The organism is Streptomyces atratus (assembly GCF_040655115.1).
GTDB lineage: Bacteria > Actinomycetota > Actinomycetes > Streptomycetales > Streptomycetaceae > Streptomyces > Streptomyces atratus_D.
This window is the reverse complement of sequence record NZ_JBFAJH010000008.1, coordinates 156,368-179,753: the sequence shown is the minus strand read 5'-3', so window position 1 is coordinate 179,753 and position 23,386 is coordinate 156,368. Positions and strand designations below refer to the sequence as shown.

The window sequence follows — 23,386 nt, the reverse complement described above, 5'->3', positions numbered from 1 at the left end:
CCCCGCGATCCGGCAGCGATCACCTGGAGGTCGCCCCCGTGCAGACCCGGACCCTGACCACAACCGAGCGTGTCTCGGCCATCCCCGCGCAGAACCGGGCCATGCATCATCCGGAGGCCGCGGTGGATCCGCCGACGCCCGAACCGCCCGAGCAGTCAGACATACCCGAAGCAGCCGACGTCATGGAGGAGCAGGCGGAGCTGCCCGAACCGCCGGAGCCGCGCGGGCGCCCCGACACCGGTGGCCCGTCCTCCGACCTCTTCCGCCAGTACCTGCGGGAGATCGGTCGCATCCCGCTGCTCACCGCCGCCGACGAGGTGGAGCTCGCCCGCCGCGTCGAAGCCGGTCTGTTCGCCGAGGAGCGGCTCGCGAGCACCCCGGACCCGGACTCCCGGCTCGCCGTCGATCTGGACCGGTTGGTGGTCATGGGGCGGATGGCGAAGCGCCGTCTGATCGAGGCGAACCTGCGGCTCGTCGTCTCCGTCGCCAAACGCTACGTCGGCCGCGGGCTGACGATGCTCGATCTGGTCCAGGAGGGGAACCTCGGACTGATCAGGGCGGTCGAGAAGTTCGACTACGCCCGGGGCTACAAGTTCTCGACGTACGCGACCTGGTGGATCCGGCAGGCCATGTCCCGCGCCCTCGCCGACCAGGCGCGGACCATAAGGGTTCCGGTCCATGTCGTCGAGCTGATCAACCGCGTCGTACGGGTCCAGCGCCGGATGCTCCAGGAGCGCGGCTACGAGCCGACGCCCGAAGAGGTCGCCGCCCAGCTCGACCTGACGCCGGAACGGGTCGGTGAAGTGCTGCGGCTCGCCCAGGAACCCGTCTCGCTGCACGCACCGGTGGGTGAGGAGGACGACGTCGCGCTCGGCGACCTGATCGAGGACGGCGACGCGGCGTCCCCCGTGGAGTCCGCCGCGTTCCTGCTGCTGCGCGAGCACCTCGAAGCGGTGCTCTCCACCCTGAACGAGCGGGAGCGGAAGGTGGTCCAGCTGCGCTACGGGCTGGACGACGGCCGGCCCCGCACGCTTGAGGAGATAGGCCGGATCTTCGGCGTGACGCGCGAACGCATCCGCCAGATCGAATCCAAGACCCTGAACAAGCTGCGGGACCACGCCTTCGCCGACCAGCTCCGCGGCTACCTCGACTAGGGGGTGTCCGGCGCATCATGGCCCGGGTGCCGTCACACTGCCGTCTGCCGCGCGACGCCCGGCGCGCACGCACCGGACGCCGCGCGGCCGCTCTCCGGGCGACGACGGCAGTGTGACGACGGACCTCCTCGAAGGATCAGTCGACCTCGGCGACCGCCTGTGCGAACTGTGCCGCGTACAGCCGGGCGTAGGCCCCCTGCGCCTCCAACAGCTCCTCGTGCGTGCCCTGTTCGACGATCGACCCGTTCTCCATCACCAGGATGACGTCCGCGTCCCGGATGGTGGAGAGCCGGTGCGCGATCACAAAGCTCGTACGGCCGTGAGCGAGGCGGGCCATCGCCTTCTGGATCAGCACCTCGGTACGGGTGTCGACGGAGCTCGTCGCCTCGTCGAGCACCAGGATCACCGGGTCGGACAGGAACGCCCGCGCGATGGTGATCAGCTGCTTCTCACCCGCGCTGACCCCGGTGCCCTCGTCGTCGATCACCGTGTCGTAACCGTCCGGCAGGGTACGGATGAAGCGGTCGGCGTGGGCCGCCCTCGCCGCCTCCTCGATCTCCTCCCGGGTGACCTCGCGCGAAGCGCCGTACGCGATGTTGTCCGCGATCGAACCGCCGAACAGCCAGGTGTCCTGCAGGACCATCCCGATTCCCGACCGCAGCTCGTCGCGCGACATCTTCGCCACGTCGACCCCGTCGAGAGCGATCCGGCCGCCCGTCACCTCGTAGAACCGCATCAGCAGGTTGACCAGCGTCGTCTTGCCGGCGCCGGTCGGGCCGACGATCGCGACCGTGTGGCCCGGCTCGACATTCAGTGACAGGTTCTCGATGAGCGGCTTGTCCGGGTCGTAGCGGAACGACACCTTTTCCAGCGAGACGCTGCCGAGCAGCTCCGTCGGACGCTCACCCACCTCAGGGTCGGCGTCCTGCTCCTCGGCGTCGAGCAGCTCGAAGATCCGCTCGGCGGACGCGACACCCGACTGGACCAGGTTCGCCATCGACGCGACCTGCGTCAGCGGCATCGAGAACTGCCGTGAGTACTGGATGAACGCCTGGACGTCACCGATCGACAGCGAACCCGACGCCACTCGCAGACCACCGACGACGGCGATCAGCACATAGTTCAGGTTCGACACGAACATCATCAGCGGCTGCATGATCCCGCTGTTGAACTGTGCCTTGAAGCTCGCCTCGTACAGCGCGTCGTTCTGCTCGGCGAAATCCCTCGCGGACTCCTCCTGCCGCCCGAAGACCTTCACCAGGGTGTGCCCGGTGTACATCTCCTCGATATGGGCGTTGAGCTTGCCCGTCACCTTCCACTGCTGCACGAACTGCGGCTGCGACCGCTTGCCGACCCGCGTCGCCACGACCACCGACAGCGGGACCGTCACCAGCGCGACCAGCGCCAGCAGCGGCGAGATCCAGAACATCATGACCAGCACGCCGACGATGGTCAGCAGAGAGTTGATGAGCTGGCCCATCGTCTGCTGCATCGTCTGCGAGATGTTGTCGATGTCGTTGGTCGCCCGGCTGAGCACCTCGCCGCGTTTGGCCCGGTCGAAGTAGGACAGCGGCAGCCGGGACAGCTTCGTCTGGATGTCCTCGCGGAGCTGGAACACGATCCGGTTGATCACCCGGATCGACAGCCGCGTCGACACCAGCATCAGCAGACCGGCACCGACGTAGACCGCCAGCGCCACCAGCAGTACGTCCCCCACCGCACCGAAGTCGATGCCCTGCCCAGGGGTGAAGTCGACCCCGGAGAGCATGTCGGCGAGGCCGCTGTTGCTTCTGCGCAGGCCCTCGACGGCCTGCTCCTTGGTCGTTCCCTCGGGCATCCGCCGGCCGATGACGCCGGCGAACACCAGGTCGGTCGCCCTGCCGAGGATCTTCGGCCCGACGACCGAGAGCCCGACGCTCAGCGCGCCGGCCGCCAGCATCACGTACAGCGTGGCCTTCTCCGTCGCGAAGCGCTTCAGCAGCCGCTTCGAGGACCCCTTGAAGTCCATGGACCGGTCGGTCGGCGCCCCGCCCGCCATCATGCGTCCGCCAGGACCGGCCATTACGCGGCCTCCGCTTCCGTCAGCTGGGAGAGCACGATCTCCCGGTAGGTCTCATTGCCGTCCATCAGCTCGTGATGGGTGCCGGACCCGACGACCCGGCCCTCGTCGAGCACCAGGATCCGGTCCGCGTCGCGGATGGTGGACACCCGCTGCGCCACGATCACCACGGTCGCCTCGGCCGTCTCCTGCGCCAGCGCGTCGCGCAGCGCGGCATCCGTCGCATAGTCGAGCGCGGAGAACGAGTCGTCGAAGAGATAGATCTCCGGCCGCTGCACCAGCGTCCTGGCGATCGCCAGTCGCTGCCGCTGCCCGCCGGAGACATTCGTGCCGCCCTGCGCGATCGGCGCGTGCAGCCCGTGCTCCAGCTCCTTGACGAACTCCTTGGCCTGCGCGACCTCCAGCGCGTGCCACAGCTCCTCGTCGGTCGCGTCCGGGTTTCCGTACCGCAGATTCGTCGCCACCGTCCCGGAGAACAGGTACGGCTTCTGCGGAACCAGACTCACCGTCTTCGCCAGCAGCGTCGGCTCCAGCGTCCGTACGTCCGTGCCGTCGACCAGTACCTGGCCGTCCGTCACATCGAACAGCCGCGGTACGAGACCGAGCAGTGTCGACTTCCCGCTGCCCGTCGACCCGATGATCGCGGTCGTCTCACCGGGACGGGCCACCAGATCCACCGACCGCAGCACCGGCTCCTCGGCGCCCGGGTAGCGGAAGTCCGCACCCCGCACCTCCAGATGACCGTGGACGCGTAGCTCCCGCACCGGCTCGACCGGCGGCACGACGCTCGAATCGGTCTCCAGGACCTCCTGGATGCGCTCGGCGCACACCTCGGCGCGCGGCACCATCATGAACATGAAGGTGGCCATCATCACCGACATGACGATCTGCATCAGATAGGAGAGGAACGCGGTCAGCGCCCCGATCTGCATTCCGCCGCTGTCGATGCGGTGGGCACCGAACCAGACCACGGCGATCGACGACACGTTCACGACCGTCATCACGGTGGGGAACATCAGCGCCATCAGACGCCCGGTGGAGAGCGCCACGTCGGTCAGCTCGTTGTTGGCGCCGCGGAATCGCTTCTCCTCGTACGGGTCCCGCACGAAGGCGCGGATGACCCGGTTGCCGGTGATCTGCTCGCGCAGCACCCGGTTCACCGTGTCGAGCCGCTCCTGCATCGTGCGGAACAGCGGCCGCATCCGCCGCACGATGAGGCTCACCGCGATGCCGAGCACCGGCACCACCGCGAGCAGCACCCCGGACAGCGGGACGTCCTGGTCGAGCGCCAGGATGATGCCGCCGACACACATGATCGGCGCCGAGACCATCATGGTGAACGTCATCAGGACCAGCATCTGGACCTGCTGGACGTCATTGGTCGTACGGGTGATCAGCGACGGAGCACCGAAGCGTCCGACCTCACGTGCCGAGAACGACTGGACACGGCCGAAGACCGACGCCCGGATGTCCCGGCCGAGCGCGGCCGCGGTCCGTGCGCCGTAGAAGACAGCCCCCACGTTGCAGACCACCTGGGCGACGGAGACGGCGATCATGATGCCGCCGTACTCCAGGATGTAGCCCGTGTCCCCCTGCACGACACCGTTGTCGATGATGTCCGCGTTCAGGGAAGGAAGATAGAGAGTGGCACAGGTCTGCAAGAGCTGGAGAAACACCAGCAGCACGATCGGTTTCTTGTACGGACCGAGGTAGGCCCGCAGGAGTTTTATGAGCACGCGTGTCTCTCGGAGTCGGCAGGTCGGTCGGGAGTCGACTCATTTTCCGGTAACCGCCGCCGCCACCGCGAACGAATTTCACCAAACCCGGGTCAAAACCGAGACCGGGTTCACCTCCAGGACCCGCCCTGTCACCGAGAGTGCCCGGCTCGGAGCGAAGAGTCGAACGCCCCGGGGTGAAGCTGGTCCCGCGTGGCCATGTACTGCTGCCGTACCGCCTGGCCGACCGGCAGTTCCTCGCCCGGCTCCAGCACCTGCGCCGCCGCACCCTGCCAGGCCGGGGGAGTCCGCGGATCGAGCGTTCCCTGCGAGACCCCGAGCGCCCAGGCCGCCTGCCGGGCGGCGCCCAGCGCCGCGTACTCGGCCGGCTGCGGCACCACGACCTGCGTACCGAACAGCGCGGGGGCAAGACCCTGCACGGCCGGCAGTGCGGCCGCCGCCCCCAGCAGGAACACCCGACGCATCTCGACCCCACGGCCGCGCAGCACATCGAGCGCGTCGGCCAGCGAGCACAGCATCCCTTCGAACGCCGCCCGCGCGAGATGTTCCGGCTTCATCGACTCGCGCCGCAGCCCGCTCAGCGTGCCCGCCGTGTGCGGCAGATGCGGGGTGCGCTCGCCCTCCAGATAGGGCAGGAGTACGAGCCCGGACGCGCCCGGCGTCGACTTCAGCGCCAGCGCGGACAGCTCCTCCAGGCTCTCCAGCCCCAGCATCTCGGCGGAGCCCCGCAGCGCACGTACCGCATTGAGCGTGTGCACGACCGGCAGATGCATTCCGGTGGCATCCGCGAACGACGTGATGATCCCGGTCGGATCGGGCAGCGCCTCGTGGTGCACCGCCATCACCGAGCCCGAGGCCCCGAGCGACACGACCGCATCGCCGACCCCGACCCCGAGCCCGAACGCCGCCGCCATCGTCTCGCCGGTCCCGGCCGAGATCAGCAGGCCCTCGGGCGTCGTCCCGGCCACATCGGAGGGGTCGAGCACCTCCGGCAGCGCCGCCTGCTGTCCGAGTGCGAGCTCCACCAGATCGGGCCGGTACGAACCGGTCCCGGCCGACCAGTACCCCGTCCCGGACGCGGCACCGCGGTCGGTGGTCCGCCGGCTCGGCCGGCCCAGCAGCTGCCACACCAGCCAGTCGTGCGGCTGCAGCACCGCGGCGACCCGCTGCGCCGCATCCGGCTCGCTCCGCGCCAGCCACCGCAGCTTCGACACCGGCTGCGCGGCCTGCGGGACGGCCCCGACCGCCTCGGCCCAGGCCTGCCGCCCGCCGAGCCCGTCGATCAGATCGGCCGCGGCGACCTGTGCCCGCTTGTCATTGCCGAGCAGGGCCGGTCGTACGAGATTGCCCTGCCCGTCCAGCGGCACCAGACCGTGCTGCTGCGCGGAGACCCCGATGGCCTGCACACCTTCGAGCAGCCCGCCGGTGGCCGCCTCACCGAGTGAGAGCAGCCACGCCTGCGGGTCCGCCTCGGTGGCCTTCGCCTCGACGGGATGTGCGGCGTACCCCTGCCGGAGTACGGCACCCGTGTCCGCATCGCAGACGACGATGTGCGTGAAGGCCGAAGAACTGTCCAAGCCGGCGACTATGCCCATGGGGAGATTCTGCCGCACCGCCGGGCCGTTCCCGTACGGGAGGAGGGCCGATCGGTCCGGTTACGTGTTGCTGGTGCCCCAGTCGTCCTCGATGCCCTGCCCCTGGCCCTGCCCCCGCAGCGACCGCACCCGCTCGACCACCGATGCCGGCACCTTCTCCCCCACCTTGTCGCTCACCGCGTGGTACGCCTTGCCGGCGAAGTCGCGGCCGCTCTGCGCCGCGGACTCGGCGGTATTGCGTACGGCCGGATTCTGGGCGAACTCGCGTGCGGACGTCTTCAGCTGCTCGTAGCGCTCGCGTCCGGCCCGCGTGCCGAGTACGTAACCGAGGGCCAGGCCGGCGATGAACGTGAGCCGGTACCGCATGGTTGCCACCCTTCTCCTGCTCCGTGCCTGCTCCGTGCGACGTGTGCTGCCCGCCTACCCGTCGGCGCTCGAGATCACCCCGGGCGATACCGATTGGCGGAGCACCCCCCTGCTTGCGCTAATGTATGTGTCGCAGCGAACACGCGCCGCCCGGCAGCAGCCAGGCAGGTAAGGTTCGGTGCAAAAGCAGCAATCCCCTGTAGCTCAATTGGCAGAGCAGCCGGCTGTTAACCGGCAGGTTACTGGTTCGAGTCCAGTCGGGGGAGCGCGATCCCCTGTAGCTCAATTGGCAGAGCATTCGGCTGTTAACCGGAGGGTTACTGGTTCGAGTCCAGTCGGGGGAGCGGAACGGAAGAGGGCCCTTCGGGGCCCTTTTTCGCGTGCTGGACGGGGTCCGGTCCGGACTCTTTCGCGTCTGATTTCCGCGGTTCGGAACCGGGCAGCGGCCGACACTGGCTTCATGGTCACGGGAAGCCGGCCAACCGGAGCGAGAGATCGTATGACCGGCTATGCTGCGGCAGACGGCGCGCACACATGTACGCGCCACGCCGAAAAGGGGCGGTAGCTCAGCCGGTTAGAGCAGCGGACTCATAATCCGTCGGCCGTGGGTTCGAGTCCCACCCGCCCCACCAAGGGAATCCTTCTGACCTGCGAAAACGCCCCTGGAGGGGTGGTTTCGCGTGTGGCGTTTGTGAGGCGGGGTGGGTGTCCCTGGCCTGCCTTGCCGAGTCCGGACCTTCTTGACCTGGGGTTTTAGGTGGAGCGTGGGTGTGAATCCACGGCGATGATCCCACGGCGATCCCACGGCCCCGGCGTGTGACACGCCGCACACTGTGTCGAATGTCTGCGTCCTTGTCGGCACCCCATCGGTCAGGGGCGACTCGGTGGCGACCGGGTTCGGGAAGAACGGATACCAGGTGGTGGGCCCCTGGTTGCCTGCGCTGAACAGAGTTCCTCGGATACGAGCACCTGAATGCCGAGGCCGCCATCACGGGCCTCATCACCGGCGGCGCGGTCGTCACCTACGTCGGCGAGGGGGAGCGAGGTTCCTGGACCGCTCGCCGTTCCACGCCGAGGCCGGCGGACAGATCGGGTGCACAGCGCCCGCGCCCTCGAGGCGAGGTCCGCACCGGCACCAGCGGCGAGGCCCAGGTTGACGCCGAGCGTCGAGCCGGGCTGATGCACCCCCATTCCACCACCCACATCCTGCACGCCGTCGTATTGACCACCCTCGGCGACCACGCCCTCCAGCATGGCTCTCCGGTCGAGCCCGAGGGGCTTCGCTTCGGCTTTGTCCACACCGCGGCCCTCACCATCGAGCAGCTCACGGCCATTGAGCAGGCTGCCGACGGCCACGTCCTCGATGACCCGGCCGTCCGCGCCTGGTACGCCGACCATGTTGAGGCTGGGGCCGCCGGATCCATTGCTTGCGTTGCCGACCCGCCCCGCGCACTCGCGGGCCCGAGCGATGTGGTCGGTGGCCGTGCTCGCGTCCGCCGCCGCGCCAATACGGAGCCACCGAGGTGTAGCCGGCCGGCGACGGCAAGGGCTTTGCGGGTCGAGTCGCTGGGGTCGAGGAGGCTGTGGCCGGAGCGGAACCAGGTGCAACGGCATTGTGGCCAGCCCCTCCCGATCGGAGAGCTGGGCCCGGACGGCGTTCACGGTTGACCGTTGCCACGCCTTGGCCTTCCTCTGCGTCCGCTTGGGACAGGGCGATTGCAAAGTCGCAGCGACCTTGTGAGTGTGCAGGGCACAGCAGTGTGACGATGCCGGAGGGATGCGCGGCCACACGCAACGAAGCTCCGTTGTGGAGGTGACCTTCCCAAGTCCCCTTCACGCGACGGAGCTTCGATGTGTCGTCAGTCTGCCACCGCCTGTCTGGTCAAGTCCCAGATATCGCAGGTGGCACGGGAACTGTGCGGCCGGGCTGCTGCCCGCCTCGCCGCTGTGCCGGCCGTGCCCGTCTCCCGGAGCACCGCACTGCGCTGTCTGCGCCGCCTGTCAGTGCTGAAGGCACCGGTCCCGCGGGTGATCGGCGTAAACGATTTCGCCCTGCGCCGCCGCCGTTGCTACGCCACGATCATTCACGGATGCCGAGACCTGCAGGCGCGTCGCGGTCCTGCCCGACCGCGAGGCCGCCACGCTCCCGAGTCTGGCGGACCGTGTCCGCCAGACTTGCGAACCCCGAAAAGGGAAGCCGCACCGCCGCCGTACGACGGGAGGGCCGCTTTCCGGAAGCCCCGGCGATCCTTCCCGTCAATTGCGGAACAAGCCCTGCGAAGACGGGGCAGGAGCGGCGATGATGACCCGCATGTCGGAAGCTCTTGAGATCCTCGCCCTCATCTGCACCGGGCTGTACGCCGGATACATGCTCGCCTTCCTGTCGGGCGTCATGCCCGCTCTGAAAGAGGTGGACGACGCCGCCTCGTTCACCCTCGTCATGCGGGCGGTGAACCGCAAGGTTCCCGGGCCGCTTTTCCTGCTGCTCTTCCTCGGCTCGCTGGCCTTCCCCGCCGTCTCGTTCTTCGTGGCGCCGGAGGCGCGCGACGGGAGCGGGTCGGCCCTCGTGGGGGTCGCCGCCGTCTGCGCGCTGATGGGGCACCTGATCACCTCGGGCGGCAACGTCCCCCTCAACAACGCGCTGGAGTCCTCGCGCAGCCGGGGCGACGAGCGGGCCGCCCGGACGGCCTTCGAGGGACGGTGGAACGCCCTGCACGGCGCGCGGACCCTGTTCGCCGTCGCCGCCTTCGTCCTCGTGGCCGCGGCCCTCGCCCGCTGAACGTCCGGCGGGGCGCTCCGGCCGGGATTGTGCGGACCTGCGTCTCGCGCTCGCGAATCGAGACGATGGCGTATGAAAGTGAGCTGGGGAGCTATGTACCGTCTGCCGCACAGAGACTTCAATGAAGCTATGAGCACTCAAGGACAGAACACCGCACCCATCCTCGTCATCGGCGGCACCGGTAAGACCGGACGGCGCGTCGTCGAGCGCCTGCAGGGGCTCGGCCGCCCGGCCCGGGGCGGCTCGCGCAGCAGTGAGATCCCCTTCGTCTGGGAGGACGAGAGCACTTGGGAGGCCGCGCTCGACGGGGTTTCCGCCGCCTATGTGACCTACTACCCGGACCTCGCCTTCCCCGGCGCGAAGGAAGCCGTCGGGCGGTTCGCCGCGTTCGCCGTGGAGCGGGGCGTCCGCCGTCTGGTGCTGCTCTCCGGCCGGGGTGAGGAGGGCGCCGTCGCCAGCGAGGACGCTCTCAAGGCGGCCGGCGGCGACTGGACCGTCGTCCGCGCCGACTGGTTCAACCAGAACTTCAGCGAGAGCTTCTTCCTCGACCCGGTCCGCTCCGGCGAGTTGGCGCTGCCCACCGGTGACGCCGTCGAGCCGTTCGTCGACGCCGACGACATCGCCGACGTGGTGGTCGCCGCCCTCACCGACGACCGGCACATCGGCAAGACCTACGAGCTGTCCGGCCCGCGGCTGCTGAGCTTCCACGACGTCGCCCGTGAGCTGTCGGCGGCCACCGGCCGGACCATCACCTACATCCCGGTCAGTGTCGAAGACTACCGCGCGGCACTGCGCGAGCTGGGCGAGCCGGAGGAGTTCGCGGACCTCTTCACCCTCATTGTCGACGGCCGCAACGCCAGCCTGGTGCACGGCGTCCGGGAAGCGCTCGGGCGGGAGCCCAAAGACTTTGCGGACTACGCCAAGGAGGCCGCGGCCACAGGCGCCTGGGACGCCTGACGAATCGGTGTCCCGCAGCGGTGGTCCGCCGGACCGGGCTACCCGGCCGACGGACCACCGCACCGACCGTGTATCGCCACAGACCGACCAAGCCGGGCGCCCCGGCGGCGGAGTGCCGGGGGCCCAGAGAAGAGAGGAACGCGATGGACGGGCTGCTGTGGGGAGGCAAGGGTGTGGAGGCGCTGCCCCGCCACCTTCGTGGATTCGCGCAGACGCACCTCGCGCTGCGGCGCGACTCCAGGCGGCTGGTGGCCGCGGCGCCGCTTCTGACATCCGTCGGTCTTCCCCGGGCCGCGGAATGGTGGCAGCAGCTCAGTGCCATCGTGGACTGGCATCACCGCACGGAGGACGAGATCCTCTGGCCGGGCCTGATCGAGCACGTGCCGGAGATCGCCGCCGGTTCCCACCGCATGGTGCAGGACCACGTGGCGCTCGACGACTCGATGTGCCGCGTGACCAAGGCGCTGGAGGGCGGACGCGCCGAGCTGATCGGCGGCCCCGTCGACACTTTCGACACGGTCCTTCACCGGCACCTGCTCGAGGAAGAGGCGCTGACCTTCCCGGTCTTCGCCCGCGTACCGGCCGACGTGTTCGCCGCCCTGGAGCGCCGCGTCCTCACGGCGGCGCCCTTCCGCGTCAAGCGGGTCCTTCCGCCGTGGCTGCTGGACGGACTCCCGCAGCCGGACGGGCTGATGCCCGGACCGGTGCGCCTGGTCGGGCGCACCCTGCTGGGACGCGCTTACCGCCGCTCGCTCATCGGAATCCTGGAACCTCGGTGAACGCGCCGCCGGGCCCCTCGTGGACGACGACCGCCCGGGGGCGCCGCTTACCCGCCCCACAGAACCGACCGGAGGAACACCATGAGCACTGCCGCCGCCCTCCACGAGGCCACCTCCAAGGACCCCGTGCTCCTCGCGGCCACCCTCGGCACCGGCCTGATGGCCGGTCTGTACCTCGCGTTCGACGTCGGCGTGATGCCCGCCCTCGCGCGCCGCGAGGACGAGAGATTCGTCGCCGCGATGCGCCGGGCCAATGACGCCCTGGACGACAACGCGGCCTTCGGGGCACTCTTTCTCGGTGTGTTCATGGCAACCGGCGTGGCCGCTCGCAGACTCGCCCGCGTGGACCCGGGCGACGCAGCCCGGAGGGCCGGGGCCGCCGCGGTGCTGTACGGCCTCAGCGTCGTGGTGACGATCTGCGCCAACCTGCCTCTGAACCGCCGGCTGCGCACCGCCCCTGGCACGTCGGCGGCCGCCCTGGCCGCTGCCAGGAAGGCGTACGAGCGCCCCTGGCGCCGGGCCAACACGGTTCGCACGGGAGCCTGCCTGGGTGCACTCGCCCTGTTGGGCGACACGGTGCGGCGGCGGGCGGCCGTACGGACGCGGTGACCGCCGCGACGAACGGACGTGTGGCAGGGACGAGTTGGCGGGGAGCGTTGACAGACTGGGCACAGGAACCACCGTGGGTCCGGAACTCCCCACGGGAGCGCCTGGACCCACGGTCGCCCCTCCCGACCCGTGAAGCCGCGCCGCCCGACGGTGCGGCTTCACGGGTCGGGAGGGGCACGGCCGGGGCCGAGGGCGCCCCGCGAGAAACGACGGCGAGACGGTGTGAGGTGAGGTTGTGGATACGCTCAGTGGTCTGCTGGAAAGCCCCAAGGCGCGGGGCGCCTTTCTGCTGAAATCGGTGTTCAACCCCCCATGGGGACTGCGTATCGAGGACCGTGCGCCCCTGTCGGTGGTCACCATGCTGCACGGCTCGGCATGGGTGCTTCGCGAGGGGGCCGCGCCGATGCGGATCGCGGCGGGTGACGTGGCGGTCCTGCGCGGCCCCGAGCCGTACACACTCGCCGACGACCCTTCGACGCCCCCGGGCATCACCGTCGACCCCGAGCAGCGCTGCAGCACCACTGACGGCGAGGACGTCACCGAGGCGATGTCCTTGGGCGTGCGCACCTGGGGGGAGCCGCGCCGCACCGGGTCGACCGTGATGCTGAGCGGCACCTACCAGGCGCCCAACGAGGTCGGGCGCAGACTGCTCGCCAGCCTGCCCGCGCTGCTCGTCCAGCCCGCCTCGGCCGCGCGGACCCCGCTGATCGGCATGCTGGCCGCCGAGATGGACGAGGAGGACATCTGCCAGGAGGTCGTCCTCGACCGGCTGCTCGACCTGCTGCTCATCAACGTACTGCGCTCCTGGCTCATGGAGCCCGGCACGGGTGCGCCGCTCTGGTTCCGGGCGCAGAGCGACCCGGTGGTGGGACGGGCGCTGCGGCTGCTGCACGAACGGCCCGGCGAGTCGTGGACGGTCGCCTCGCTCGCGACCTCGGTCGGGGTCTCCCGGGCGGCGCTGGCCCGGCACTTCACGGAGCTCGTCGGCGAGCCGCCGATGTCCTACCTGACCGGATGGCGGCTGACGCTCGCCGCCGACCTGCTGCGCGACCCCGACCTGTCGGTTGCCAAGATCGCCCAGCAGGTGGGTTATTCGGGGCCGTTCGCGCTGAGTGCCGCGTTCAAGCGGGAACGGGGCGTCAGCCCGCAGGAGTTCCGCCGGGGCAAGCGGTCCGGGGAGACCCTGGCCACCGGCTCGGACGGGCGGACAGTGGTCCTCAGACGCTGAGACGCGTCCGGCCGTCGGGCTCCGGCCCGGTGAGCTGAGGAAAGGCGGGGTACGGACCCGGGCGCGGCCCGGCGGCGGCCCTTGGGGGTGGTCACCGGACCACCCCCAAGCCGTCGTAGGAGTCACGGCGTTGCCGGCAGCCGCGTCCACCGGACCTCGCTCCCTGATCCAGCCTGGTCCAAACGAAAGACCCTAGCCCTCCACGGACACGCGGGCCCGCGCACCCACCCCCACCGGAGCCCCGGCCGGGACCGCCACGGCGGTGAGAAGCAGGCCCCCTTCGACGTGCCAGCGGCCCGTGTAGCGGGCCGCGAGGCCCCCGTCCTCAGGCCGTCGCCGGGCCGGCGGCGGCGTACGGTCCGGGCGGACCTCGGCCGTGAGCAGGCCACCGGTGGTGAAGGCGACCGCGACGGCGCTCGTGCCGATCCACTGGCGGGTGACCGGGTACCAAGCCTTGTAGACGGCTTCCTTGGCGCTGAACAACAGACGGTCCCAGGGCAGTTCGGGGTGCTCCCCGGAGAGCCGGGTCACCATCCGCCGCTCGCACTCCGACGCGAACAGACCGAGGACGCCGTGCTGCAGGGGGAGCGCGGGTTCGGCGTCCACGCCGAGCGCCGCCCACACCTCCGCGCGTGCCGCCACCGCCCCCCGATACCCGGCGCAGTGGGTGACGCTGCCGACGAACCCGGCGGGCCACGCCGGCGCGCCGCCCGTCGTGCGCAGCAGCGGCCCGGGCGGCGCTCCGAGGGCGTCCAGACAGCGGTGGGCGCAGGCTCGCGCGGCGGTGAACTGCCGGACGACCCGGTCCGGCCGGCCCCGTACGAGGGCGAGTTCCCGGGGGTCCGGCAGGTGAGGGAGCGCGTCGTCGAACGCCTCCGCCCCGGCGACCCCCGCCGGTACGAGCCGCTCGATCACGGCACACCGGGCAGCGCCCGGCCGCCCCGTACCCGGCGCTGCGTACCGTCCCTGGTACCGGTCGCCGCACCGACCACGAGCGCACGCGGCGCGCGGGCCGTCACCCCGTTCCCTCGACCGGCCGGTGTCCTGCGCGGAACCTTCCCCGGCGCCGGGACGGACCCGGATGCGCCCCTGACAGCCGGTCGGGCGGCGCGCCCCGTGGCAGCCGGGCCGGGGAGGGCTCTGTTCATCGGGTGCCCGCCTCTTTCACGCCTCCGGTGTCCCGGGCGCGCCCGGCCGCGCGGGCGGCGGTCCGGGTGACGGCCTCGGCCACGGCGTCCGGGTCCTCCAAGGGCAGGACATGGCCGGCGCGGGGGATCGAGGTGAACACGGCGTCCGGCAGAGCGGACGCCAGCTCCCGTCCCAGTTCGGGCCGGACGACCCGGTCGCTCTCGCCGGCGAGCACCGCGGCGGGCAACCGGACCTCGGCCAGCGCGGCCCGCAGGTCCATGCCCCGGGAGGCACGGAAGCAGGCCGCCCGTACCTGCGGCGTGGTCGCGGCGAACACCTGCCGGTTGACCTCGCGGAGCCGGGGGGCCAGCGACGTACCTGTCATGTGCCCCAGCAGGGTCCGCCCGAGGCCCGGTCGGCGCAGAGCCCACGAGAAGAGCGGCGCCTCCATCATGCGGGCCTCCTTCTCCGGGGTGTCCTGGTCGTGCGCCGCCGAGGCGACCAGGACCAGGCCCACCGGACGGGCCCCGGGCTCGGGTGCCGCGGCCAGCGCGAGCGCGGCGAACCCGCCGCCGGAGTGCCCGACGACGATCGGCGCGCCCCCTGCGTGGCTGACGACCGCCGCCAGGTCCGCGTTCATCGCCTCGGCGGTCACCTCCGAGGCGCCCACGGTGGAGGCGCCGTGGCCGCGCAGGTCGTAGGCGACCACTGGGAATCCGCTCCGCAGCAGCCGGTCGGTCACAGGGCTCCAGATCCGGCGGCTGCCGCCCCAGCCGTGCGCGAGCACCACCACGGGCCGGTCCTCGACGCCCCGCTCCAGAGGCTCCAGGACGGAGACTGCCAGCCGAGCCCCGTCCTTCGTACGAAGGAACGCCTCACCGGGGGCGGGAGCCGGAGCGGGCCCGGTCACCGGGAGACCCCCGGGGCCGGGGCGGCGGAGGCCGCCGGCGACGGCGCGGCGGGCAGCAGACGGCTGAGCCGCGCGAACGCCGCGCGGGTGGCGCGAGTGTGCTTCGCGTCCATGTCCACGAGGTTGGCCAGGACGGCGAGCGCGCCGTGCGGCTGGGCCCGGAAATGCATCGCGAGCCGGGTGCCGCCGTCGTCGAGCGGGGCGAGGGTGAACTCCGCCGTGCCCCGGAACGCCCCCTCCACGTAGGCCAGGGCCAGGCGCCTGCCCGGCTCCACGGCGGCCGTGCGCGCGGTGAACCGGATCTTCTTGCCCCCCTTGTCCACGCCCTTGGTGTGGACGGTGACCCGGGTGAGCGCGCCCACCCGGTCCGGGGCGCCGTTCACCGGCTCGAAGGTGTTGTCCGGCACCCACCACCGGGCGCCGCCTGCGAGTTCGCCCACCAGGGCCTCCCAGACAGCGTCCGGACCGGCGGCGAGCAACGCCTCGTCGATCAGGTCGTATTTCTTCAACTGCTCTTCCTCCTCATGGGATCGACGGGGACGGGCCGCCCTCGAAAGGGCGGCCGGGCTGTGCTCGGTCAGCCGAAGAAGCCCTGGCCGGGGGTGAGGACGTTGCCGGGGTCGAAGCTCTGCTTCGCCTTGCTCAGCGTCGTGTAGGAGGTGCCGAAGTGGCGGCGCCAGTCGTCGGTGGTGAGGTTGGGCACCGCGCCGACGTTGTAGCGCTTGGCGCCCATCGCCACCGCCCGGTCGTACAGCCAGCGGTTCTGCTGCACCATGCGGTCGATGTCGGCGGCGCTGGTGCCCGGGTGCGGGAAGCGCAGCAGGTCGAAGAGGTAGCCCACCCGGTCGTTCGGCTGGACGGCCATGGGCGCGGTGACATTGGAGGTGAGGTACGGGTAGCTCAGCAGCACGCCCCCGCCCAGACCGTCCGGCGTCAGTTCGCCCTCCGCCAGGCGCAGGAAGCTCGCGGCCGAGGAGCGCGGCAGGAACAGGCTCAGCCAGGGCTTGGGCTGGGCCCAGTATCCGGCGTCCTTCAGATACGCCTCGAAGCCGTCGACGCGGAAGAGGTAGTCGCGCAGTGCGTAGTCCTCGATGAGCGCCTCGGCGCGCAGGTCCTCGAGGCCCCCCAGCAGCCGGGCGCGGTCCGGGGCCCGGCCGCCGGAGTAGGTGGCGACCGCCTCGATCTTGTAGCGCCATCCCGAGTCGTCCGGCCGCCGGACCACCTCGCCGCCCTGCATCTGGAAGCGGTGGTCCGCCAGCAGGACCTCGGAGTCCTTCATGAAGGCGGCGACGTTGTCGTAGAACAGGCTGAACACGGTGGCGCGTTCGGCGGCGGGCACGGTCCGCAACGTGACCTGGACGATGACGCCGACCTGTCCGCCGCCCGCCAGCGCGGTGCGGAACAGCTCGGGCCGACGGCTCGGCGAGGTGGTGACGACTTCGCCGGTGCCGGTCACGACGACCAGCGACTTCACGGTGTCGGCGATCAGACCCTCGGTGCCCATGGTCAGGCCGATGCCGCCGACGCTGAGGGTGCCGCCGACGGAGAGCCGCAGGTAGTCGGGCAGGGCGGGAAGGGTACGGCCCCGGGGCAGCAGGTGGTCGGTGATCTCCGCGAACGTCGCGCCGGCCTCGACGGTGATCGAGTCGGAGCCGGTGGACAGGATGCGCGCCATGCCCCGGGCGTTCACCGCGATGCCACCGGGGACGGCGGCCTGGCCGTAGCAGGAGTGGGACTCCAGGTCCCCGCCGGTGCCGCTGCGGCCGCTGACGGCGAGCTTGAGCGTGTTGGCCCGGGCGTAGCAGATCATCTTGGCGATGTCCTGGACCGAGCCGGGGGTGAGCACCGCCCAGGGGACCGTGCCCGTCACCAGACGGCCGAAGTCGTGGGCGTAGGAGCCGAACTGGGAAGTGTCGGTGGTAAGGGTGCCGTCGAGGCTGGGCACGGGCACGACGCGGTCGCCGGGGCGGCGGGCGGTGTCGGCGGCCCAGGCCCAGCTCCCGGTCGTGGCGTTCCAGCCGATCACGGTGGCGGTGGCGCCCACCGTGCCGAGGACCGCTCTGCGGGAGGGGGTGTGCAGGTTCATCGGGAATCTCCGTGTCTCGTCGGCCGCGGGTACGCGGTTCGGTCGCGATGGCGCGGCCGTCAGGAAGCGGTGTGCGCGGGGGCGCGCAGGTCCTCGCTGGTGCTCAGCAGGTGCTCGGCCGGGTCGAAGCGGCTGGTGGCCCGCCGGAAGCGCCAGGTGTAGGTGGGCCAGATCGAGGGGTTGCGCCCGTGCTCGTCGAGGTACCAGCTCCGGCAGTTGCCCGCGTTCCACACGGTGCCCTCAAGTCGCTGGTCGAGCCGTTCGTTGTACGCCCGCTGGGCCTCGGGGCGCACCTCCACGCCGGCCAGCCCGCGCTTGTCCATCGTCTTCAACGCATCGAGGACGTAGGCGATCTGTGCCTCGATCATGATCACCTGGGAGGAGTGACCCAGGGTGGTGTTGGGGCCGAGCATCATGAAGAGGTTGGGGAAGCCGGCGACGCCGGTTCCGCGCAGGGCGCTCATGCCCTCGCTCCACGTCTCCTCGAGACTGACGCCGTCCCGCCCGAAGAGGCGCTCCGCGATCGGCCGCCGTACGGCCTCGAAGCCCGTCCCGAGGATGATCGTGTCCACCGGTCGCTCCTGGCCGTCGGCAGTGACCACCGCGTCGGCCGTGACCTTGGCGATGCCGTCGGTGACCAGGTCCACGTTGGGCTGCTGGATCGCCGGGTAGTACGTGTTGGAGAAGAGCAGGCGCTTGCAGGCCAGCACGTAGTCGGGCGTCAGCACGGCCCGCAGCCGCTCGTCCGGCACGCTCTTCTTCAGGTGGTCGGAGGCCATCTTCTGCATCTTCGTGGCGACGGCGGGACGCGCCATGACGAAGGCGAGGATCTCCCGGCCCCACATGTTGAAGTTCCGCCGGAAGCGCTGGTAGCCGGGCACGGAGGTCAGCAGCTTCGTCTGCAGGGCGCTGTTGACCTTGTCGTTCTTCGGCCCGATCCAGGGCGGGGTGCGCTGGTAGAGGTCGAGGTGGCCGACCTCCGGCTGGATGGCGGGCACGAACTGGATCGCGGAGGCGCCGGTGCCGACCACGGCGACCCGTCGGCCGGTGAGGTCCAGGTCATGGCGCCAGCGGGCGGAGTGGAAGACCTCGCCCTGGAAGTCGGCCAGGCCCGGGACGTCGGGGATGGCGGGTTCGCTGAGGTAGCCGGTGCCGGTGACGAGCACCTGGGCGGTGTAGTCCCCGCCCGTGGTGGAAATCCGCCAGCGCTTGAGCAGGTCGTCCCAGCGCGCCTCGGTCAGCTCGTGCCGGAAGCGGATGCGGGAGCGCACGCCGAACTCGTCGGCGCAGTCGCGCAGGTAGGCGAAGAGCTCCTGCTGCTTGCCGAAGGTGCTCTTCCAGCGGGGGTTCGGCGCGAAGGAGAAGGAGTAGAGGTGCGACATCACGTCGCAGGCGCAGCCCGGGTAGGTGTTGTCCCGCCAGGTGCCGCCGACTTCGTCGGCCCGTTCGAAGACGAGGAAATCGTCGATGCCTTGCTGGAGCAGCCGGATCGCCGTTCCCAGCCCCGAGAAGCCGCTGCCGATCACCGCCACCCGCAGGTCGCGCGCGGGGTCCAGAGGTGTCTCAGTCATGCCCGTCACCCCTTGCGGACCAGCGTGAGACGGAAGTTGTTGAAGAAGCGGTCCTCCAGCGTGTACGCGAAGATGTCCAGGTAGCGCTCGAAGCGGGCCACCACCTCCTCGTTCTCCAGCGCGACCGCCTCGTCGCGCCGCTCGGCGAGCCGGGCCAGCCAGGCGCGGCACGCCCGCGCGAACGCCTCGCGCTCGTTGACCAGTTCCACGACCTCGAACAGGCCCTCGGCGCCGGCCGCCAGCTCGTGCAGGTGCGGGATGTGCATCCCGGTGAACTCGGAGCGCTGGAGGAACTTCAGGTCCGCCAGGATCTTCCGGCCGATGGGCTGGGCCTCGGCGGTCATGGTGTGCAGCACGAACCGGCCGTCCGGCACCAGTGTCTCGTGTACCTGCTGGAAGAAGAAGCGGTAGCGCTTGGTCCGCTCCTTCGGGGGGAGGCTGGAGGGGACGAAGTGCTCCAGGGCGTTGACGCAGAACGCCGCGTCGTACGCGCCGGGGGCGTGGTGCTCCGACCAGCTCTCGACCCGGGTGGTGATGGCCGGGTTGCCCAGGTCCGCGATGTACGCCGCCTGGGTGCGGCTCAGGGTGAGGCCGACGGCCTCCCGGACGCCGTGCTTCGTCGTCAGGCGGTTGACGAGGGTGCCCCAGCCGCATCCGATGTCGAGCACACGGTCCTTCCCGGCCGCGTGCGCCAGGTCGGCGAACACGTCGAGCTTGCGTTCCTGTGCGACGTCCAGGGCCTCGACCAGGCCCTCCCCCGGCTCCCAGTAGCCCCCGCTGTACATCACGCTGGGGCCGAGCAGCAGTCGGTAGAACTCGTTTCCCACCTCGTAGTGGTGGCGGACGGCGTCCACCTCCGGCTCCGCGGTGTGGGAGGCAATCGTCGCCATCCTCGCCCTCTCCTCGCAGCATCGGCCGTCGGGCACCCTCGCGCCGCGCGACCGTCCGGTGATCTGAACTGTGCTGGGGCTGAGCCAAGCCGATCGGCGCAATCCGACCGCAACAGCGGTGTGTGACTGCCTTGTTGCGGTCGGATTGCGAGGAACGGCTTCCATGCGGACACACGCCCGTCCGTCGCGTTCAGAGAGGAACAACCATGGCACTGCCGACCGTCGAGGAACTCGCGCAGCAGCTCGCCGCCGTCTCGGGGGCCACCGAGGTGACCCCCGACGCGCCGATCCAGCACATCGCGGATGTGGACTCGCTGGACCTGATGGAGTGGCTCTACAACTTCCAGAACCAGTACCCCGACATCCCCGCCGACGAGTCCCTCTTCGCAGACCTGGACGACACCACGACCATGCGCGACGTGCACACCAAGCTGCTGGCGCACCTGCCCCAGCCGGCCGAGCGGTGACGGTACGCCACATGAGTGGATTCGACATCGCGGGGTGGGGCAAGGCCCTGCCCGAACGGGTCATCACCAGCGCCGAGCTGGCGGACCGCTTCGGGGTCGACGAGAACTGGGTCGTCAGCCGCTGCGGAATCCGCGAGCGGCGGGCGGTCGACCCCGGTCAGACCACGGCCTCGCTGGCTGTCGAGGCGGGCCGCGCGGCCTTGGACAAGGCGGGCCTGACCGGCGCCGATATCGCCCATCTGATCGTGGCCACGGCCACCCCCGAACAGCCCTCGCCCGCCACCTCCGCCTTCGTCCACCATGAACTGGGCATCGGCGGCGGGGCGATGGACATCAACTCCGAGTGTGCGGGCTTCGTGTACGGCCTCGTCACGGCCATGGGCTTCCTCCGTATGGACCGCCGCCCGATCCTGTTGATCGGCTCGGACACGCACACGCTGACCGCCAACCCGGCCGACCGTGACCTGTCCATCCTGGTGGGCGACGGCGCGGCCGCGGTGGTGCTCGTGCCGGGTCCGGAGGATCCGGTGCTGGCGTGGAACCTGGGTGCGGACGGCTCCTGCGCCGACGCGCTGAAGGTGCCCGCGGGCGGCAGCCGGATGCCCACCACACCGGAGACGGTGGCGCAGGGGCTCCACTACGCGCAGATCAAGGGCAACGAGATCTACCTCAACGCGGTCCGCTACACGGTCCGCACGGTGCGCGAGACCCTGGAGAGCGCCAAGGTCTCGCCCACCGAGGTGGACCACGTCGTCCCGCACCAGGCGAACATCCGGATCATCAACTCCGTTCTCCAGCACACCGGTCTGCGGCCGGAGTCCCTGGTGACCAACCTGGAGCGGTACGGCAACACCGCCTCGGCCTCCATCCCGCTGGCGCTCACCGAGGCGCTGGAGGCAGGACGCATCCGGCCTGGGGAGCTCGTGCTGTTCGCGGGCTTCGGCGCGGGGATGACCTGGGGTTCGGTCCTGATGCGCTGGGGAGGTGCCGCGTGAGCGGACAGGAAGCGGGGAAGCGCCCTGACGCGCCGGTCGCGCTGGTGACCGGCGCCTCGGGCGGGCTCGGTCAGGCGCTGGCGATCGAACTCGACGCGTTGGGCTGTCGGGTGGCCGTGCACTACCGCCGCGCAGCCGACCAGGCCGAGGCGGTACGCGAGAAACTGACGCACGACGCGGTGGTCGTCGGCGCGGACGTGGGGTCGTGGGAGGCGACCCAGGAGATGTACCGGCGCGTCGAGGAGTCCCTCGGACCGATCGATGTCGTGGTCAACAACGGGGCGATCCGTCGGGACGCTTTGATGGCGATGCAGTCCCCGGACGACTGGCACGAGGTCATCCGGACCAACCTGCTGGGGACGTTCCACACCAGCCGGGTCGCGCTGCCGCACATGTTGCGGCAGCGCTGGGGCCGGATCGTCAACGTCGTCTCGCCCTCGGGCCTGATCGCCACGGCGGGTCAGACGGCGTACTCCGCCTCCAAGGCCGGCGTCATCGGCATGACGCGGACGCTGGCCGCCGAGTGCGGGCGGCGCGGGGTCACGGTGAACGCCGTCTCACCGGGGTTCATGATCACGGGCATGACCCAGGGCCTGCCGGAACGGATCATGGACGAGATGGCCCGCAAGGCGCCGGTGCCGAGGTTCGTCACGGTGGAGGAAGTCGCCCGCAGCGTCTCGCTCTTCCTCGACCAGGACTGCATGACCGGTCAGGTGGTCAGCATCGACAGCGGGGTCTCCGTCATGTGAGACGGGACCCACGGCGACGAGTCCGGGAGCGGCGCGTGGGAGCGCCCCTCCCGGATTTCGCGCTGCCGGGTTGATCGGGTCGATCGGTTCGTGGGCGGGTGGTGGGTCCGAAGCGGACAGGTCCGGGACTCCGGCCGTACGGAGAGGGCTGGAAACACCAGGGAGCCGGGGGCTGCGGGCGCCGGTTCCTGCGCCCGCAGCCCCCGGCTCCCCGGTGTCAGCTCAGCGGGTGCGAAGGCACCGCCTGGTGCCGTATCGCGATGGCCGGGGGCACGGGCCGGGGAGTGCTCAGCAGCCCCAGGTAGGCGGCCTCGCTCTCAGGGCTGGGGTCTATCCCCAGCTCCTCGGCGAGCACCGTGCGTAACTGCTGGTATATCCGCAGTGCTTCGGCCCTGTTGCCGGCCAGCCGGTGCGCGGTCATCTGGCACCGGTAGGCGCTCTCTCTGAACGGCGCCTGGCGCACCGCCTCATCCGCGTACCGCAGGGCGTGGTGCGTGTCGCCCAGCGCGGAGGACGAGCTGCTGGCGGTCTCCAGCGCGGAGACGCGCACCTCCCCCAGCCGGCCCCGGACCGAGTCGACCCACCTGCCCTCGTGGGAGGCGAGGAAAGGTCCCCGCAGCAGGGACACGGCCGTGGTGGCGAGCCGTTGCGCGGTGCCGTGGTCACCGTCGCGGTACGCCGCCGCCGCGCTGACGGCGGCAGTCTCGGCGCGGTCCACGTCCACCTGGGCACCCTCCGGAAGCCGCAGCAGATAGCGGCCCCCGCGGGCGATCAGAGGCGGCTCGCAGGTGGCGGGTGACTCCTCGGACAGGAAGGCCCGCAGACGGCTGACGACGCTGCGGAGGGCCGAGGCCCAGGTGCTCGGCGGGCCGTCCGGCCAGATGGTGTCGGCGAGCTGCTCCCGGTCGATACCGGTGGGCCGCTCGACGCAGAGCCGGGCGAGAGCGATCTGAGCCTGGTGACTGGAGAGAACCCGGGGGGCTTCTCTGTCGTGTTCGATGGACACAAGGCCGACAAGCCTGATGAGCACGGCTGATCCCCCCAGAGTTTGAGACGGCCCTCACCGGTTTGGCCGACGGAAGCCGACTTGCTGGCGTGCGGCGTGCTGGTGGTGCGTGCGAACGACCTCAATCTGGCCCGCGCACCCGAGCGGCGGATCTGTGGCGCACGGAGGAGGGAGCCGGAGCAGAAGGAGCTTTGTAAAATCCTCCCCAGAACTGAGTAAGCAGCATTCTCGTTCAAAACAGGGTTGTGTCAACTGGGCTGTAAATTGGGGCAAGTTAACTCCTGGTGAATGCAACTTAACATGTGCAAATCGGTCGGCAGCT

General features: G+C 70.6%; 20 protein-coding genes, 3 tRNA genes and 1 pseudogene. 13 read left to right on the top strand and 11 right to left on the bottom strand.

Going from position 1 to position 23,386, the window contains the following annotated elements:
- The first annotated feature begins 38 nt into the window (after positions 1 to 38).
- Positions 39 to 1,154 carry an RNA polymerase sigma factor gene (locus AB0I23_RS12850; RefSeq protein WP_359109252.1) on the top strand — a complete coding sequence of 372 codons (1,116 nt, stop codon included), beginning with the start codon at positions 39 to 41 and terminating at the stop codon, positions 1,152 to 1,154.
- Between the two features lie 136 nt (positions 1,155 to 1,290).
- Here the strand turns inward: AB0I23_RS12850 and AB0I23_RS12845 are convergent, their stop codons facing one another.
- From AB0I23_RS12845 to AB0I23_RS12830, 4 genes are all read right to left on the bottom strand, one after another.
- Complete coding sequence (locus AB0I23_RS12845) at positions 1,291 to 3,216, bottom strand: ABC transporter ATP-binding protein (protein ID WP_359109251.1); 1,926 nt, start codon at positions 3,214 to 3,216, stop codon at positions 1,291 to 1,293.
- Positions 3,216 to 4,949 (bottom strand): ABC transporter ATP-binding protein, encoded by a 1,734-nt coding sequence (locus AB0I23_RS12840; RefSeq protein WP_359109250.1) that lies wholly within the window; start codon positions 4,947 to 4,949, stop codon positions 3,216 to 3,218. Before AB0I23_RS12840 ends, AB0I23_RS12845 begins: the two co-directional genes overlap by 1 nt.
- A gap of 131 nt (positions 4,950 to 5,080) precedes the next feature.
- Positions 5,081 to 6,544: an FGGY family carbohydrate kinase gene (locus tag AB0I23_RS12835; RefSeq protein WP_359109249.1), complete on the bottom strand. Its 1,464-nt coding sequence runs from the start codon at positions 6,542 to 6,544 to the stop codon at positions 5,081 to 5,083.
- A gap of 60 nt (positions 6,545 to 6,604) precedes the next feature.
- Positions 6,605 to 6,910, bottom strand: coding sequence for a YtxH domain-containing protein (locus AB0I23_RS12830; RefSeq protein WP_359109298.1), 306 nt, complete (start codon positions 6,908 to 6,910; stop codon positions 6,605 to 6,607).
- A gap of 193 nt (positions 6,911 to 7,103) precedes the next feature.
- Here AB0I23_RS12830 and AB0I23_RS12825 point away from each other — a divergent pair.
- From AB0I23_RS12825 to AB0I23_RS12785, 9 genes and pseudogenes are all read left to right on the top strand, one after another.
- Positions 7,104 to 7,176 (top strand) — tRNA-Asn (locus AB0I23_RS12825).
- Between the two features lie 5 nt (positions 7,177 to 7,181).
- Positions 7,182 to 7,254: transfer RNA gene (locus AB0I23_RS12820), tRNA-Asn, on the top strand.
- 211 nt (positions 7,255 to 7,465) lie between these two features.
- Positions 7,466 to 7,542, top strand: a tRNA-Ile gene (locus AB0I23_RS12815).
- A 1,255-nt stretch (positions 7,543 to 8,797) separates the two neighbouring features.
- Positions 8,798 to 9,056 (top strand): annotated as a pseudogene (locus AB0I23_RS12810) (ISL3 family transposase); the annotation flags it as partial.
- A 165-nt stretch (positions 9,057 to 9,221) separates the two neighbouring features.
- Positions 9,222 to 9,689 (top strand): DUF1772 domain-containing protein, encoded by a 468-nt coding sequence (locus tag AB0I23_RS12805; protein ID WP_359109297.1) that lies wholly within the window; start codon positions 9,222 to 9,224, stop codon positions 9,687 to 9,689.
- Between the two features lie 129 nt (positions 9,690 to 9,818).
- Positions 9,819 to 10,646 (top strand): NmrA family NAD(P)-binding protein, encoded by an 828-nt coding sequence (locus tag AB0I23_RS12800; protein WP_359109248.1) that lies wholly within the window; start codon positions 9,819 to 9,821, stop codon positions 10,644 to 10,646.
- A 143-nt stretch (positions 10,647 to 10,789) separates the two neighbouring features.
- Complete coding sequence (locus AB0I23_RS12795; protein WP_359109247.1) at positions 10,790 to 11,425, top strand: hemerythrin domain-containing protein; 636 nt, start codon at positions 10,790 to 10,792, stop codon at positions 11,423 to 11,425.
- Positions 11,426 to 11,506: 81 nt separating this feature from the next.
- On the top strand, positions 11,507 to 12,034 hold the full coding sequence (locus AB0I23_RS12790) for an anthrone oxygenase family protein (protein WP_359109246.1): 528 nt from the start codon (positions 11,507 to 11,509) through the stop codon (positions 12,032 to 12,034).
- A 235-nt stretch (positions 12,035 to 12,269) separates the two neighbouring features.
- Positions 12,270 to 13,262: an AraC family transcriptional regulator gene (locus AB0I23_RS12785; protein WP_359109245.1), complete on the top strand. Its 993-nt coding sequence runs from the start codon at positions 12,270 to 12,272 to the stop codon at positions 13,260 to 13,262.
- 192 nt (positions 13,263 to 13,454) lie between these two features.
- On the opposite strand, the gene AB0I23_RS12780 is transcribed toward AB0I23_RS12785, so the two are convergent.
- From AB0I23_RS12780 to AB0I23_RS12755, 6 genes are all read right to left on the bottom strand, one after another.
- Positions 13,455 to 14,177, bottom strand: a complete 723-nt coding sequence (locus tag AB0I23_RS12780) for a 4'-phosphopantetheinyl transferase family protein (RefSeq protein ID WP_359109244.1) — start codon at positions 14,175 to 14,177, stop codon at positions 13,455 to 13,457.
- A gap of 229 nt (positions 14,178 to 14,406) precedes the next feature.
- The gene (locus AB0I23_RS12775; RefSeq protein ID WP_359109243.1) at positions 14,407 to 15,300 is read right to left on the bottom strand and encodes an alpha/beta fold hydrolase; all 894 of its coding nucleotides are present in this window, start codon (positions 15,298 to 15,300) and stop codon (positions 14,407 to 14,409) included.
- A complete protein-coding gene (locus AB0I23_RS12770; RefSeq protein WP_359109242.1) occupies positions 15,297 to 15,809 on the bottom strand; it encodes an SRPBCC family protein in 513 nt (170 codons plus the stop codon). Before AB0I23_RS12770 ends, AB0I23_RS12775 begins: the two co-directional genes overlap by 4 nt.
- 68 nt (positions 15,810 to 15,877) lie before the next feature.
- Positions 15,878 to 17,386 (bottom strand): FAD-binding protein, encoded by a 1,509-nt coding sequence (locus AB0I23_RS12765; RefSeq protein WP_359109241.1) that lies wholly within the window; start codon positions 17,384 to 17,386, stop codon positions 15,878 to 15,880.
- Between the two features lie 59 nt (positions 17,387 to 17,445).
- Positions 17,446 to 18,957, bottom strand: a complete 1,512-nt coding sequence (locus tag AB0I23_RS12760) for a flavin-containing monooxygenase (protein ID WP_359109240.1) — start codon at positions 18,955 to 18,957, stop codon at positions 17,446 to 17,448.
- A 5-nt stretch (positions 18,958 to 18,962) separates the two neighbouring features.
- Positions 18,963 to 19,847 carry a class I SAM-dependent methyltransferase gene (locus tag AB0I23_RS12755; RefSeq protein WP_359109239.1) on the bottom strand — a complete coding sequence of 295 codons (885 nt, stop codon included), beginning with the start codon at positions 19,845 to 19,847 and terminating at the stop codon, positions 18,963 to 18,965.
- 206 nt (positions 19,848 to 20,053) lie between these two features.
- Between AB0I23_RS12755 and AB0I23_RS12750 the strand changes: the two genes are divergently transcribed.
- The 3 genes from AB0I23_RS12750 to AB0I23_RS12740 are packed head-to-tail and all read left to right on the top strand — an operon-like array spanning position 20,054 to position 22,058.
- Positions 20,054 to 20,314 (top strand): hypothetical protein, encoded by a 261-nt coding sequence (locus AB0I23_RS12750; RefSeq protein ID WP_359109238.1) that lies wholly within the window; start codon positions 20,054 to 20,056, stop codon positions 20,312 to 20,314.
- An 11-nt stretch (positions 20,315 to 20,325) separates the two neighbouring features.
- Positions 20,326 to 21,309: a 3-oxoacyl-ACP synthase III family protein gene (locus AB0I23_RS12745; RefSeq protein ID WP_359109237.1), complete on the top strand. Its 984-nt coding sequence runs from the start codon at positions 20,326 to 20,328 to the stop codon at positions 21,307 to 21,309.
- Positions 21,306 to 22,058 carry an SDR family NAD(P)-dependent oxidoreductase gene (locus AB0I23_RS12740; RefSeq protein WP_359109236.1) on the top strand — a complete coding sequence of 251 codons (753 nt, stop codon included), beginning with the start codon at positions 21,306 to 21,308 and terminating at the stop codon, positions 22,056 to 22,058. The genes AB0I23_RS12745 and AB0I23_RS12740 overlap by 4 nt, the downstream gene beginning before the upstream one ends.
- A 217-nt stretch (positions 22,059 to 22,275) precedes the next feature.
- Here AB0I23_RS12740 and AB0I23_RS12735 read toward each other — a convergent pair whose 3' ends face one another.
- Positions 22,276 to 23,088, bottom strand: a complete 813-nt coding sequence (locus tag AB0I23_RS12735) for an AfsR/SARP family transcriptional regulator (protein ID WP_359109235.1) — start codon at positions 23,086 to 23,088, stop codon at positions 22,276 to 22,278.
- Positions 23,089 to 23,386: the final 298 nt, after the last annotated feature.